Annotated in this window: 13 protein-coding genes; 7 read left to right on the top strand and 6 right to left on the bottom strand. The window is 61.5% G+C overall.

What is annotated here, in order from left to right:
- Nucleotides 1-56 precede the first annotated feature (56 nt).
- From BFP92_RS06205 to BFP92_RS06195, 3 genes are read left to right on the top strand one after another with little or no spacing between them, the layout of a single operon-like run.
- Entirely contained in the window at nucleotides 57-2510 is a 2454-nt protein-coding gene (locus tag BFP92_RS06205) for a fimbria/pilus outer membrane usher protein (RefSeq protein ID WP_170875823.1), read from the top strand.
- An 11-nt stretch (nucleotides 2511-2521) separates the two neighbouring features.
- Nucleotides 2522-3661: a DUF1120 domain-containing protein gene (locus BFP92_RS06200; RefSeq protein WP_065912596.1), complete on the top strand. Its 1140-nt coding sequence runs from the start codon at nucleotides 2522-2524 to the stop codon at nucleotides 3659-3661.
- Nucleotides 3662-3686: 25 nt separating this feature from the next.
- Nucleotides 3687-4331, top strand: a complete 645-nt coding sequence (locus BFP92_RS06195; RefSeq protein ID WP_065912594.1) for a DUF1120 domain-containing protein — start codon at nucleotides 3687-3689, stop codon at nucleotides 4329-4331.
- On the opposite strand, the gene BFP92_RS06190 is transcribed toward BFP92_RS06195, so the two are convergent.
- Complete coding sequence (locus BFP92_RS06190; RefSeq protein ID WP_065912589.1) at nucleotides 4328-5593, bottom strand: CynX/NimT family MFS transporter; 1266 nt, start codon at nucleotides 5591-5593, stop codon at nucleotides 4328-4330. The genes BFP92_RS06195 and BFP92_RS06190 overlap by 4 nt on opposite strands.
- Entirely contained in the window at nucleotides 5583-6242 is a 660-nt protein-coding gene (locus tag BFP92_RS06185; RefSeq protein WP_065929277.1) for a FadR/GntR family transcriptional regulator, read from the bottom strand. The genes BFP92_RS06190 and BFP92_RS06185 overlap by 11 nt, the downstream gene beginning before the upstream one ends.
- A gap of 159 nt (nucleotides 6243-6401) precedes the next feature.
- Between BFP92_RS06185 and BFP92_RS06180 the strand changes: the two genes are divergently transcribed.
- Both BFP92_RS06180 and BFP92_RS06175 read left to right on the top strand, forming a co-directional pair.
- The gene (locus BFP92_RS06180; RefSeq protein WP_065912588.1) at nucleotides 6402-6713 is read left to right on the top strand and encodes a type II toxin-antitoxin system MqsR family toxin; all 312 of its coding nucleotides are present in this window, start codon (nucleotides 6402-6404) and stop codon (nucleotides 6711-6713) included.
- Nucleotides 6710-7198 carry a type II toxin-antitoxin system MqsA family antitoxin gene (locus tag BFP92_RS06175; protein WP_065912587.1) on the top strand — a complete coding sequence of 163 codons (489 nt, stop codon included), beginning with the start codon at nucleotides 6710-6712 and terminating at the stop codon, nucleotides 7196-7198. Before BFP92_RS06180 ends, BFP92_RS06175 begins: the two co-directional genes overlap by 4 nt.
- Before the next feature lie 52 nt (nucleotides 7199-7250).
- Here BFP92_RS06175 and BFP92_RS06170 read toward each other — a convergent pair whose 3' ends face one another.
- The 4 genes from BFP92_RS06170 to BFP92_RS06155 form a co-directional block, all read right to left on the bottom strand.
- Nucleotides 7251-8015 carry an amino acid ABC transporter ATP-binding protein gene (locus BFP92_RS06170; protein ID WP_003171943.1) on the bottom strand — a complete coding sequence of 255 codons (765 nt, stop codon included), beginning with the start codon at nucleotides 8013-8015 and terminating at the stop codon, nucleotides 7251-7253.
- Nucleotides 8016-8026: 11 nt separating this feature from the next.
- Nucleotides 8027-9124 (bottom strand): amino acid ABC transporter permease, encoded by a 1098-nt coding sequence (locus BFP92_RS06165; RefSeq protein ID WP_056858936.1) that lies wholly within the window; start codon nucleotides 9122-9124, stop codon nucleotides 8027-8029.
- A 10-nt stretch (nucleotides 9125-9134) separates the two neighbouring features.
- Nucleotides 9135-10316, bottom strand: coding sequence for an amino acid ABC transporter permease (locus tag BFP92_RS06160; RefSeq protein WP_065912585.1), 1182 nt, complete (start codon nucleotides 10314-10316; stop codon nucleotides 9135-9137).
- A gap of 72 nt (nucleotides 10317-10388) precedes the next feature.
- On the bottom strand, nucleotides 10389-11420 hold the full coding sequence (locus BFP92_RS06155) for an amino acid ABC transporter substrate-binding protein (RefSeq protein ID WP_017135202.1): 1032 nt from the start codon (nucleotides 11418-11420) through the stop codon (nucleotides 10389-10391).
- Nucleotides 11421-11765: 345 nt separating this feature from the next.
- Here BFP92_RS06155 and BFP92_RS06150 point away from each other — a divergent pair, with 345 nt between their 5' ends.
- Both BFP92_RS06150 and rhlB read left to right on the top strand, forming a co-directional pair.
- Nucleotides 11766-12422 (top strand): alpha/beta hydrolase, encoded by a 657-nt coding sequence (locus BFP92_RS06150; protein ID WP_065912583.1) that lies wholly within the window; start codon nucleotides 11766-11768, stop codon nucleotides 12420-12422.
- 96 nt (nucleotides 12423-12518) lie between these two features.
- On the top strand, nucleotides 12519-13988 hold the full coding sequence (gene rhlB, locus BFP92_RS06145; RefSeq protein ID WP_170875828.1) for an ATP-dependent RNA helicase RhlB: 1470 nt from the start codon (nucleotides 12519-12521) through the stop codon (nucleotides 13986-13988).
- Nucleotides 13989-14052: the final 64 nt, after the last annotated feature.

Genomic DNA, 14052 nt, shown 5'->3' with positions numbered 1-14052 from the left:
GTCACCGGAACGCCTGGGAGCACCGGGCCTGTGCGTTCACTATTCGAGTACCTTGCGTGAAAACAGTATTGAGCTACCGTGACGGCGAAGCCGTGTCTGATACCCCCGCCAACCCGGCCTTGTCGCTGGTGGTGTTGCTCTGTGCACTCGTGCCTGCCAAGGCCTGGGCCGAAGGCGCCAGCCCGTCCGGCTTCGACGCCCAGACCTTGCATCAGCGCGGCATCGACCCGCAATTGGCCAGCCTGCTGCTGGCGGCACCGCGCTTCGCCGCCGGGCGGCACACCGTCAACCTGCGGGTCAACGGCCAGCGGCGTGGCCGACAAGACCTGACCTTCGACCCACAAGGCAACCTGTGCTTCGACCGTGCGTTACTGGACGCCGCCAACCTGGTGGTCCCCAGTGACACGGTGGGCTGTCAGGATTTCCTCGCGCAGTACCCGCAAGCCCTGGTGGAGCCGGACCCGGCGACACTGACGGTGTCGCTGGTGGTGCCCACCGAAGCCCTGCGTCCTGTGCAGCAGGATATTTCGGGCTACGAGACCGGCGGTTTTGCCGGGCTGCTCAACTACGACCTCAGCGGTTTTTACAACCGCTTCGGCGATGACGCCAGCCGCTTTGGCTCAGCCAATACCGAAGTCGGGTTCAACGCCGGCGACTGGATCGTGCGCAGCCGCCAGGTACAGACCTGGCAGGATGGGCTGTCGCGCAGCACTCACCTGGAAGCCTATGCGCAACGCACCTTCGCCAGCCACCAGGCGGTGCTGCAGGCCGGGCAGATCAACCTCTATAACCCGGTACTGTCCGGTGCGCAGATCACCGGGGTGCAAGTGCTCACCGAACATGCGCTGCAAGAACAGGGCGAAGGCGCGTTGATTCAAGGCATCGCCAACAGCCCGGCACAGGTGGAAGTGCGCCAGAACGGCGCGCTGATTCATTCCACCGTGGTGCCTGCCGGGCCCTTTACCCTGAACGATGTACGCCGCTTGAACACGCGCTCGGACGTCGAAGTCACGGTCAAGGAAAGTGTCGGTGGCGAACGGCGTTTTACGGTGCCCGCGGCGATGCTCGGCCTTGGATTACCGGCGCCGGGCTATGCCGTGGCTGCGGGCCGGGTGCGCAATGTGGGTGACGCCAAGGGCGATGATCCGTGGGTAGTGAGCGCCGGCTGGACCGGCGCCCTGCACCCGCAATTGACCCTGGGCACAGGCGTGCTGGCGGCCAGCGAATACCGCTCGGCGGGCGCCAGCCTGGGCTGGTTGCCGTGGCTGGACAGCCAGATCCAGCTGTCGACTCAGCTGTCCAATTCCCAGGCGTGGGAAAAGGTCTCGGGCGTGCAGACCGACCTGTCATGGTCCCAGCGCCTGGGCGAACAGTGGTCGATCAGCGCCGCCAACTCCTGGCGCAGCGTCGGCTATCGCGAACTGGAAGAAAGCACCTACGAGCGCGACGACAGCCCTGGGCGCAACAGCGAACGTCGCAACTCACGTTATCGCGACCAGCAAAGCCTCAACCTGGGCTGGTCACACCCGCTATTGGGCGCGTTCAGCGCCGGGGTTTCGCGCTCGGCCAATTTCGCCGGCGACAGCAGCAGCCGCGCCCTGGCGTCCTGGGGCACGAGCATCGGCGCGGTGGCGTTGTCGGCCAGTGCCGAGTGGCAAATGGGCGGCAGCCAGCAACAGGACAACGCAGTCTATTTGAACGTCAGTGTGCCGCTGGGCGAAAGCCGAAGAATGCGCAGTTGGGTGCGTAACTCCGGCGGTGAAAACCGCACCGGCCTGGGCGTTACCGAGCAGATCGACGATCAACTCAGCTATCGCGTCAGTGCCGAACACGACAGCAGCGATCATCAGGTAGAAACCACTCTGGGCGTCTCGGCATTGCCGCGCTATAGCCAGCTCGATTTCAGCTACAGCCGCTCCGATGCCGAGCGTTCCAGTTACCAAGGCGGCGCGCGCGGCGGCGTGGTGCTGCACAGCGACGGCATGACCTTTTCCCCCTACCCGGTGCGTGACACCTTCGCCCTGGTGTCGGTCGGCGACATGAGCGGCATCAAGCTCAGTACGCCCAGCGGCCCGGTGTGGACCGACTGGCAAGGCCAGGCCGTGGTGCCGCAAGTCGCCGCTTATGGCCGCAGCCCGGTGGAAGTGCAGACCCGTTCGCTGCCGCGCAATGCCGATATCAACAACGGCCTGGCGATGATCTCGGCCGGGCGCGGCGCCGTGGACCGGGTTGAGTTCGGCGTCGGTCTCACCCGCCGCATGCTGCTTACCGTCAGCAACGACCAGGGCGCGCCGCTGCCGGCGGGCGCCTCCGTCAGCACTGCCAGTGGCGAGTTCGTCACCTTGGTGCAGGACGGCAGCCAGGTGTTTCTACCCAATGTATTGGAGCAGCCAACGCTCTGGATAACCACGCCGCAAGGCGGGCGTTGCGAGCTGCGCTACGAACTGCCGGCGAAGGCCGATCCGTCGGTGTACTTCGAAACTGCTCCCGCACGTTGCAACGTACCTTGAGGATGTCTGCCATGCCCGTCACACCTTACTTGCGTCAACTGTGCCTGTGGCTGCTGCTCGGCGTCGCCGGTACTGCCCAGGCCGTGGAAGAATGCCAACTGAACGTCAGCGATGCGCTGGTGGATTTCGGCCGGATGAGCCGTCTGGCGCAGAACGACAGCGCGCCGCAGCGCCTGCTCGGCGAGCGGCGCCTGAGCGTGACCGTCAACTGCCCGCAAGCCGAAGACCTCAGCCTGTTCTATCGCGCCCTGGCCGCCAACCCGCAGCGCCTGCAATTTACCGAGCACGGCAGTTACGCCATCGAAGCCGGCAATGCCCTGCTTGACGGCCGTGCCGTAGAACTGGGTTTGCTGCCGGCCGCCGGCCAGGCGCCCGTCGCCATTGGCAACGTGCTGGAGTGGCGTCCCGGCCATGGCATCGCGCCGGTCGAGCGCGGCGCGGTACTCACCGGCAACACGCTGTCGCTGCAACTGACCTTACGCGCCTGGGCCGACCTCGCCGCCACCCAAGTGCGCGATGCCACCACCTGGGAAACCACCGCAGTGGTGTACGGGGCACATCACGGGCGCTACCGGGAACTGACACTGCGTGCGCACTTTGCGCCGATTGCCTGCCTGCCCTCGCTGTCGGACCACGGTGTGGTGGACTACGGCACCCTGTATGCCAAGGACTTGAGTGCCACCAACGAATCGCCGCTGCCCACCCGCACCCTGCGCTTGAGTGTGACCTGCGACGCGCCGATCCCCTTCGCTCTGCGCATGAAAGACAACCGCGACGGTTCGGCCACCGGCGGCACCGATGAAACCGCCTATGGCCTGGACCTGGACGCCAGTGGCAACAAGATCGGCCGTTTTTACCTGACCATCGACCCGGCGGAGTTCAGCGCCGATACCTTCCCCACGCTGTACCGCACCGACTCCACCAGCAATGGCGTGGCGTGGAGCAGTTCCACCGCACGGCAAATCCCCATGGCCGCCAACAGCATCCTGGGTTTTACCGACAAGACCGGTGTCACCACCGGCCCGGTCGCCATCCAGACCCTGACCGGCACCCTGCGCATCAAGACTTACCTGGCGCCCATGCAAAGCCTGGATCTGCGCGAGGTGGTGCATATCAACGGTTCCGGCACCCTTGAAATCGTCTATCCCTAACCCGTCACTGCAAGGAGTCCGCCCCATGAAAACCCACGTCCTTTACAGCTTGGTGTTACTGGCCTGCGCCCCCTCGTTGCTGGCTGCCTCGGCAGTGGACTTGAGCGTCAAAGGCCTGATCACGCCCGCCGCCTGTTTGCCGCAGTTCCCCGGCGGCGCCATGATCGACTACGGCAAGATCGCCCAGCAAGACTTGAACCTGACGACCGCCACGCGCCTGCCCGTCCAGACCCTGCGCATCGGCATCGCCTGCAACGGCCCTACCCGCTATGCCCTGCGCATGCGTGACAACCGCGACGGCTCGGCCATGGTCAACAGTGAGATTTACTACGGGCTGGGGTTTGATATCAGCGGCAACCGCCTGGGGGTGTACTCCATGACCTTCGACCCGCGCCAGACCCAAGCCAGCAACACCGCGCAAATCTTCGGCACCGAGTCCACCACCGGCGGCCTGGCGTGGCGCACGTCCAACCTCAACCCTGTCGACATCGGCTCGCGAAGCTACCTGGGCTTTACCGAAGTCGAGGGCAGCGTCAGCGGGCCCACGGCCATCGGTACCCTGACGGGCGCCGTGACGGTGCAAACCGTGATCAACGCCCGGCAGAACCTCGACTTGAGTGTGGAAACCCCACTCGATGGTTCGGCCACCCTGGAGGTGGTGTACCTCTAGAGTTTCTCGCTGGTCACTTGCACGTAGCGCGCACGCCCGGCGCCAAGGCCCGCGACAATCGCGCCCAGGCCGATCACGGCGAAAATCCAGCCGATGGCCGTCCAGCCACCGGTCCAGTCATGCACCAGGCCGACCGCAAAGGGGCCCATCGATGCCAGGGTGTAACCAATGCCCTGGGCCATGCTCGACAGGTTGGCAGCCACATGGGAATCGCGCGAGCGCAGCACGATCAAGGTCAGCGCCAGGCTGAAGGTGCCGCCCTGCCCCAGGCCCAGCAGAATCGCCCAGCCCCACAAACCGTCCAGCGGCGCATACAGGCAACCGAACAGACCGCCGAGGGTCAGCAGCATCACCACCACAATCGCCAGGCGCTGGTCCTTGCCGCGCGTGGCCAGCCAAGGTGCGGCCAGGGAACTGAGCAGTTGCACGATGATCGAGCCTGAGAGCGCCAGGCCCGCTTCGGTGGCACTCAGGCCGCGCCCAATCAGGATCGACGGCAACCAGCCGAACACGATATAGGCCAGGGACGATTGCAGCCCCATGTACAAAGTCACCTGCCAGGCCAGCGGGTCACGCAGCAAGCCCTTGACCCGGTAAGCCACCTGATGGGCGCCGTGCTTTTGCCTCACTTGCGGCAACCAGAACAGGGCCGCCAGCAACGCCGGGACAACCCAGAACCCCAGGCCGATGGCCCAACTGTCGGCGAAGTGCTGACTCAGGGGCACCGTGGCCCCGGCTGCCAATGCGGCGCCCAGACACAACGCCATGGTGTAGACGCCGGTCATGGCGCCCGCCTGCCTGGCAAAATCACGCTTGACGATACCCGGCAGCAATACACCGATAATGCCGATGCTCGCGCCAGCGATCAGGCTGCCCGCGAACAAACCCACTTCACCGAACGCACTGCGCAAAATGATGCCGCAGGCCAGGGTGATCAGAATCCCCAGGACCACGCGCTCGGCGCCAAAACGTCGGGCCAGGATCGGCGCGGTCGGCGCGAACAGACCCAGGCACAACACCGGCAAGGTGGTCAGCAACCCGGCCTTGGCCGCCGATAACCCCAGGCTGCCGGAGACTTCAGCCAGCAGTGGCGACATGCTCGACAGCGCCGGCCGCAGGTTCAACGCCACCAGCACCAGGCCCAGCAGCAACAGCCACGGGCGAGCCACCTGCGGTGGGGCCTGCTGGACGGCTTCGTCATCGGCTTCGGCGTCGATCAGCAGTTCTTCGAGTTCAGTCGTACGTTTGGCTTCAAGGTTCATTGATCAACTGCCGGCAGAGGGATTTGGCGCGTTCGGGGTCTTGGTTTTCTACCGCGTCGAGCAACGCGCTATGCAGGTCGAATACCGACTGGCGACGGGGTGAGATGTTCAGGGTCTGACGCAACTGGGCGCCGACGATGCTGGAAAAATACTGATACAGCTCGCTCAACGCCGGGTTGCGCGCGGCATCCACCAGGCGCTTGTGAAACACCAGGTCAGCGCTGATATAGGCTTCCAGTTCACCGTGGTACAACTCGCCGCTGCGCTCAAGGGCTTCACGCAGGCCTTTGAGGTCGTCCTCGGTACGGCGCAACGCCGCCAGGCCGATGGCCTCCACTTCGAGAATCTGCCGCGTCTCCTGCGCCTGCGCCAGTGTGCAGTGGGACAGCGCACGCATTGTGCCCAGCGGGTCGGTCATCGAGCGCAGGTAACTGCCGTCGCCCTGTCGGATTTCGATCAGACCCGAGAACGCCAGGACGCGCATGGCCTCACGCACGGTATTACGGCTGATGCCCAGTTCGGCAGACAACTCCGGCTCGGTGGGCAGGCGTTCACCGATAGCCCATTTGCCTTCGGTAATACGCCAGCGAAGTTGCTCCAACGCTTGATCGACCAGGGAGCGTTTGATCAGAGGGGCGATGTCTGTCATGGATTTTTCACTTTCGTCCAATCATAGGATGAATTTTCCTACAGCCTATTCAGACTTGCCTACAAAGGCAACGCACTAGGGTTCATAGGCAGCAAAAGGAGCAGTATTTTCGATTGGTAAAATTACCCATATAGGGTAATTATTGGACTCAGGTGTCTTATGGAAAAGTACACACCTCACTACGATCTGGCCGTGATCAAGGCGGATGTCAGGCGACTGGGTGCAAAAGCATTCACCCGTGCAGCCAAGGAGGCGGGAAAGAATCTCGACCTCGACATCAGCCAGATGCAGGCGGTCGTTTTCAAACTACAGAACAGGATGCTGTACAAGTCGATGACCACCTACGCCGATCACCGCGTCTGGCAAGACGTCTACCACATCCATTCACACGGTCTGGAGATTTACATCAAGGTCACTTACTGCTCCGGCAGTAACCCACCGGTGATCTCCTTCAAAGGGATGAACCTATGAAAACCCAACATTGCTTCATTTGCGGTGCCCCCGACGCCATGGTGCGTTTTGAGGGCCGCAGTGAAACCCTGCGCATCAAAGGCCTGGAGCAGCGCATTGATGATCTTTCGGGCTGGGAATGCGAGGTGTGCGAGGACGGCATGTATGACTCTGAATGCTCCGAGCGCCATGCCAAAGCAGGTGATGAGTTGCTTCACGCCGCTCGGCGGATGGTCGGAGCCGAACTCAAACGTATCCGCCGCAAACTGCAGCTCACGCAAAAAGAAACCGTAGAACGGCTGTCCGGTGGCGGGCACAACGCATTCTCACGTTACGAACGCGGCGAAATAACGCCGCCCAAACCGTTGATGGTGTTGATGCGCCTGCTGGACCGTTACCCGCATTTGCTCGCCGACGCCAAAGAGCTGGCCGAAGGTGCAGACCTGCGCAACGCCTTCACCTGCACCGTCAACCACGAAACACAAGAAGCACTCAAGGCCTCCTGAACAGGCAAAAATAAACCCGGCACCAGGCCGGGTTTATTGTTTCAAGCTTCGATCAATGCAGAATCTGGCTCAAGAACAACTTGGTCCGATCATTCTGCGGGTTGTCGAAGAAGTCATTCGGCGCCGCCTGTTCCACGATCTCGCCCTTGTCCATGAAGATCACGCGGTTGGCCACGGTGCGCGCAAAGCCCATTTCATGGGTGACGCACAACATGGTCATGCCGTCTTCGGCCAGGCCGATCATGGTGTCGAGCACTTCCTTGACCATTTCCGGGTCGAGTGCCGAGGTCGGCTCATCGAACAGCATGATTTTCGGCTTCATGCACAGGGCACGGGCGATAGCCACACGCTGCTGCTGGCCGCCGGACAGTTGCCCCGGAAACTTGTGCGCCTGCTCCGGAATGCGTACACGCTCCAGGTAGTGCATGGCGATTTCTTCGGCCTTGCGCTTGGGCATCTTGCGCACCCACATCGGCGCCAGCGTGCAGTTCTGCAGGATGGTCAGGTGCGGGAACAGGTTGAAGTGCTGGAACACCATGCCGACTTCACGGCGGATCGCTTCGATCTGCTTGAGGTCGTTGGTCAGTTCCACGCCATCGACCACGATGCGGCCCTGCTGGTGCTCTTCCAGGCGGTTGAGGCAGCGGATGGTGGTGGACTTGCCCGAACCCGACGGGCCGCACAGCACGATACGCTCGCCCTGCTTGACGTTGAGGTTGATGTCTTTCAACACGTGGAACTGGCCGTACCACTTGTTGACGCCCTGCATCTGGATAATGCCTTCAGGGCTCACAGGCTGTTTGATTGCTTCGCTCATAACAACAACTCCTAACGCTTGTGGCCAGTGTCGAGCTTGTGTTCCAAATGAATGGAATAGCGCGACATACCAAAACAGAAAATCCAGAACACCAGGGCGGCGAACACGTAGCCTTCAGTGGCCATGCCCAACCATTTAGGGTCGGCGGCGGCTTGCTTGACGCTGTTGAGCAGGTCGAACAGGCCGATGATGATCACAAGGCTGGTGTCCTTGAACAACGCGATAAACGTGTTGACGATGCCGGGGATCACCAGCTTCAGGGCTTGCGGCAGAATCACCAGGCCCATGCTGCGCCAGTAACCCAGGCCCATCGCCGCGGCCGCTTCGTACTGACCTTTGGGAATCGCTTGCAGGCCACCACGCACCACCTCGGCCACGTAGGCCGACTGGAACAGGATCACGCCGATCAAGGCACGCAGCAGCTTGTCGATGCCCATGCCTTCGGGCAGGAACAGCGGCAGCATCACCGAGGACATGAACAGCACGGTGATCAACGGCACGCCGCGCCAGAACTCGATGAAGGTCACGCAGACCACCCGAATCGCCGGCATGTTCGAGCGTCGCCCCAGTGCCAACACAATGCCCAGCGGCAAGGCGCCGGCGATGCCGACAGTGGCGATCACCAGGGTCAGCATCAAGCCGCCCCATTGGCTGGTGGGCACGTTGGTCAGGCCCAGAACCCCACCGTGCAGCAGGCAGTAGGCGATGATCGGGTACAGCACCAGGAAACCCAGGCCATACACAGCCTTGCGTTGAAACCGCGAGATGAACAACGGCGCCACGCCCACGATAGCCAGCCACACGGTCAGGTCCACGCGCCAGCGCAGGTCGCCGGGGTAGTAGCCATACATGAACTGCCCGAAGCGCTGTTGGATAAACACCCAGCAGGCGCCCTCTTTGGTGCAATCGGCGCGCGTGGTCCCGACCCAGTTGGCATCCAGGATGGCCCAGTGCAGGATGGGCGGCACGATCAGGTAAATCAGGTAGAACGCCAACAGTGTCAGCAAGGTGTTGAGCCAGCTGGAAAACAGGTTGGCGCGCATCCAGGCCATCGGTCCGAAGACTTTGTTCGGCGGCGGCATATCGGGTTTGAAAGTATGCGAACTCATGTGCGTTTCCTCACCGCTCGATCAGCGCAATGCGCTTGTTGTACCAGTTCATCAGCAGGGAAATGCTGATGCTGATCGCCAGGTACACGCTCATGGTGATGGCAATGACTTCGATGGCCTGGCCGGTCTGGTTGAGCACCGTGCCGGCAAACAGCGAAACCATTTCCGGGTAACCGATACCGGCGGCCAACGACGAGTTTTTCGCCAGGTTCAGGTATTGGCTGGTCAGCGGCGGAATGATCACCCGCAGGGCTTGCGGGATGATGACCTTGCGCAGCGTTGGCCCAGGGCGCAGGCCCAGGGAGCGTGCGGCTTCGGTCTGGCCGTGGCTGACGGACTTGATGCCCGAACGCACGATCTCGGCAATAAACGCCGCCGTGTACACGGTAAGCGCCAGGGTCAGCGCCAGCAGTTCAGGGATCAGTACCCAGCCGCCGACAAAGTTGAAGCCTTGCAACTTGGGCATTTCCCAATGCAGCGGGGCGCCGAAGACCAAGGCACACAAAGCCGGGATCACAATAAACAGCGCCAGGCCCGCCCAGAACTTATGGAACGGTACGCCGGTGGCCTCAAAGCGTTTGTTGGCCCACCGCGCCATCAGCACGATCGCCACAATGGCAACCACCACACTGGCTACAAACGGCCAGAACCCATCGGCAGCCAGCGCCGCCGGCATGTTCAGGCCACGGCTGCTGACAAAAAAGGTGTCACCGAAGTTATGGCTGTTGCGCGGCCCCGGCATGGTCAGAAATACCGCGAAGTACCAGAACAGGATTTGCAGCAACGGCGGGATGTTGCGGAACACTTCCACATACACCGTCGCCAGCTTGTTGATCATCCAGTTGGGCGACAAGCGCGCCACGCCGATGATGAAGCCCAGGATAGTCGCCAGGACCACACCGATCACAGTCACCAGCAAGGTGTTAAGCAGCCCGATCACAAAAACGCGGGCATAGCTGTCCGATTCGGTGTAGTCGATCAGATGCTGAGCGATGCCGAAGCCGGCACTGCGCTCAAGAAAGTCGAAACCCGAGGTAATGCCCCGGTGTTGCAGGTTGGTCTGCGTATTGTTGAAGAGGTACCAGCCCAGCGCGACGACCGCCACAATGGTGATGATCTGGAAGAGCCACGCACGCACTTTAGGGTCGCTGAAGCTGAGCTTCTGCTTGGGTGCGCCGATTTGATTTTGCATGAAGTGCCCCGGAAAGAATGGAACAGAACATCACCCGGTGGTTGGCCCACCGGGTGATAGAACCATCAGCGATCAGCGCACAGGGGGTGCGTATTGAATGCCACCGTTGGTCCACAGTGCGTTCAGGCCACGGTCGATTTCCAGCGGGGTGCTCTTGCCCAGGTTGCGCTCGAACACTTCACCGTAGTTACCGACTTGCTTGACGATCTGTACAACCCAATCTTTTTTCACTTTCAGGTCTTTGCCGTATTCGCCGTCGGAACCGAGCAGACGAGCAACGTCCGGGTTCTTGGTGGACTTGGCTTCAGCTTCAACGTTTTTAGAGGTGATGCCGGCTTCTTCAGCGTTGAGCATGGCGTAGCCAACCCAGCGCACGATGGCCAGCCACTCGTCGTCGCCGTTACGCACGACCGGGCCCAGTGGTTCTTTGGAGATGGTTTCCGGCAGAACCACGTAGTCTTTCGGCGAAGCCAGTTTGCTGCGCTGTGCGTAGAGCTGGGATTTGTCCGAGGTCAGCACGTCGCAACGACCGGATTCCAGCGACTTGGCGCTTTCATCGGAGGTGTCGAAGGTGATCGGCGTGTATTTGAGGTTGTTGGCGCGGAAGTAGTCGGAAACGTTCAGCTCGGTGGTGGTACCGGCCTGGATGCAGATGGTTGCACCGTCCAGTTCCTTGGCGCTTTTAACGCCCAGCTTGTTGTTCACCAGAAAGCCAACACCGTCGTAGTAGGTGATGAAGCCTGGGAATTTCAGGCCCATGCCCGCATCGCGCGAACTGGTCATGGTGGTGTTGCGCGACAGTACGTCGACTTCGCCGGACTGCAGCGCGGTGAAACGCTCCTTGGCGTTCAACTGGCTGAATTTGACCTTGGTTGCGTCACCGAACACGGCAGCGGCCACAGCGCGGCACACGTCAGCGTCGATCCCGAGGATCTTGCCGCTGGCATCCGGCACCGAGAAACCCGGCAAGCCGTCACTCACGCCGCATTGCACAAAGCCTTTCTTCTGCACGGCGTCCAGGGTGGCGCCAGCTTGGGCAAAACCACTGACACCCAGTACAGCAGCCGCGGAAACGATGGCCAGGGTGGATTTCAATACCTTCATTCAAACCTCCAGTTGCTCTTGTTGTGTCGGAGCTCGAACCTCAGCGCACCCTTATGAGGCGATATCGACCCGTGTTGGCTTTTTTTGGGGTCAAGCGGCATGAGGTTTTCGCGGTAATTCCAGTTGCTATCCCACAAACGGCAGTCACTGATAGTGTTACCGTCATAAGATAGTTCTGACATCGACCTACACATAGCAAGGCGCGTACCAGAGTGGTGGCTGAGTCGTTTCAGCCCATGGTCAATAGCAAAACATTCAACGTTGCGACATTCTCTTAACAGATCAACCCGTCGCGCACCGTTCCGACGCACCCAATCGGAGCGCACGCACATATATGGAGCAGACATGACCGAACCCTTGATTCTTCAGCCCGCCAAGCCCGCAGACGCTTGCGTTATCTGGTTGCATGGCCTGGGTGCCGATCGCTATGACTTTTTGCCGGTGGCCGAAGCGTTGCAGGAAAACCTGCTGAGCACGCGCTTCGTTTTGCCCCAGGCACCGACACGCCCGGTAACCATAAATGGCGGTTACGAGATGCCGAGTTGGTACGACATTAAGGCCATGAGCCCGGCCCGATCGATCAGCCTGGAAGAGTTGGAAGCATCTTCCAAAATGGTCACCGACTTGATCGAAGCGCAGAAGAGAACCGGAATAGACGCTTCGCGAATTTTCCTCGCGGGTTTCTCCCAGGGCGGCGCCGTGGTTTTCCACACCGCCTTCCTTAACTGGCAGGGACCCTTGGGTGGCGTAATCGCCCTCTCGACTTATGCACCGACCTTCGGCGATGAGCTGGAGTTATCCGCCAGCCAGCAGCGCATTCCAACGCTGTGCCTGCACGGCCAATACGACGACGTGGTGCAGAACGCCATGGGCCGCAGCGCCTACGAGCATTTAAACAGCCGTGGTGTCACCGTGACATGGCAGGAATACCCAATGGGTCACGAAGTGTTACCCGAAGAGATACGCGATATCGGTGCCTGGTTGGCCGCCCGCCTGGGCTGAACACCAGCGTTTATGTAGCTGTATGACAGACGCACTACGCCGCGCCCGTTTCTTGCATTACACTGGCCGGCGTACATTCCTTAACCAATTAATGAGATCACCGTGCTCAAAGCACTTAAGAAGATGTTCGGCAAAAGCGAGGCTGAGCCGCTCGCGCCAGTTCCCAGTGCTCCCGTGCCCTCCTCCGGCAGCCGCAATGACGGCCGACAGCCCGGCCGGACCGCACCTGCCGCACAGCCGCAGAAGCCAAAGGTGACCGCGCCCGAACAGGCCCAACCTGTCGAGGCAGCCCCCGCACCGGCGCCGAAAGCGCCGCGTCGTGAACGTGCACCAAAGCCGCCCGTGACCCCGTGGAAACTCGAGGACTTCGTGGTCGAGCCTCAGGAAGGCAAGACCCGCTTCCATGACTTCAAACTGGCCCCGGAACTGATGCACGCCATCCAGGACCTGGGCTTCCCGTACTGCACGCCGATCCAGGCGCAGGTGCTGGGCTTCACCCTCGCCGGCAAAGACGCCATCGGCCGCGCGCAGACCGGCACCGGCAAGACCGCCGCGTTCCTGATCTCGATCATCACCCAGCTGCTGCAAACGCCGCCGCCCAAAGAACGCTACATGGGTGAGCCGCGCGCACTGATCATCGCCCCGACCCGCGAGCTGGTGGTGCAGATCGCCAAGGACGCCGCCGACCTGACCAAGTACACCGGCCTCAACGTCATGACGTTCGTAGGCGGCATGGACTTCGACAAGCAGCTCAAGCACCTCGAAGCCCGTCACTGCGACATCCTGGTGGCCACGCCAGGCCGCTTGCTCGACTTCAACCAGCGCGGCGACGTGCATTTGGACATGGTTGAAGTGATGGTGCTGGACGAAGCCGACCGCATGCTCGACATGGGCTTTATCCCGCAAGTACGCCAGATCATTCGCCAGACCCCGCCGAAAAACGAGCGTCAGACCCTGCTGTTCTCCGCGACCTTCACCGAAGACGTGATGAACCTCGCCAAGCAGTGGACCACCGACCCGTCCATCGTCGAAATCGAAGCGCTGAACGTTGCCAGCGAAAACGTTGAGCAACACATCTATGCCGTGGCCGGGGCCGACAAGTACAAGCTGCTCTACAACCTGGTCAACGACAATGGTTGGGAGCGCGTGATGGTGTTCGCCAACCGCAAGGACGAGGTGCGCCGCATCGAAGAACGCCTGGTGCGTGATGGCGTCAACGCCGCGCAACTGTCCGGCGATGTGCCGCAGCACAAGCGTATCAAGACCCTGGAAGGCTTTCGCGAAGGCAAGATCCGCGTGCTGGTGGCCACCGACGTGGCCGGTCGCGGCATTCACATCGATGGCATCAGCCACGTGATCAACTTTACGTTGCCGGAAGTACCGGATGACTACGTGCACCGCATTGGCCGTACGGGTCGTGCCGGGGCGGCAGGGGTGTCGATCAGTTTTGCCGGCGAGGATGATTCATATCAGTTGCCGTCGATCGAGACGTTGCTGGGTCGCAAGATCAGCTGCGAGACGCCGCCGACGCACCTGTTGCGGGCTGTAGAGCGCAAACGTCCTTAAGCTGGAATACAGTAGGAAATGTGGGAGCCAGCTCCCACACAAGCCCAGCTCCCACATTTGGGTC

The sequence above is a fragment of the Pseudomonas sp. 58 R 3 genome, from assembly GCF_900006605.1.
Classification (GTDB): Bacteria; Pseudomonadota; Gammaproteobacteria; order Pseudomonadales; family Pseudomonadaceae; genus Aquipseudomonas; species Aquipseudomonas salomonii.
Note: the sequence above shows the minus strand (reverse complement) of the source record. Positions and strands in the feature narration are given on the sequence as shown.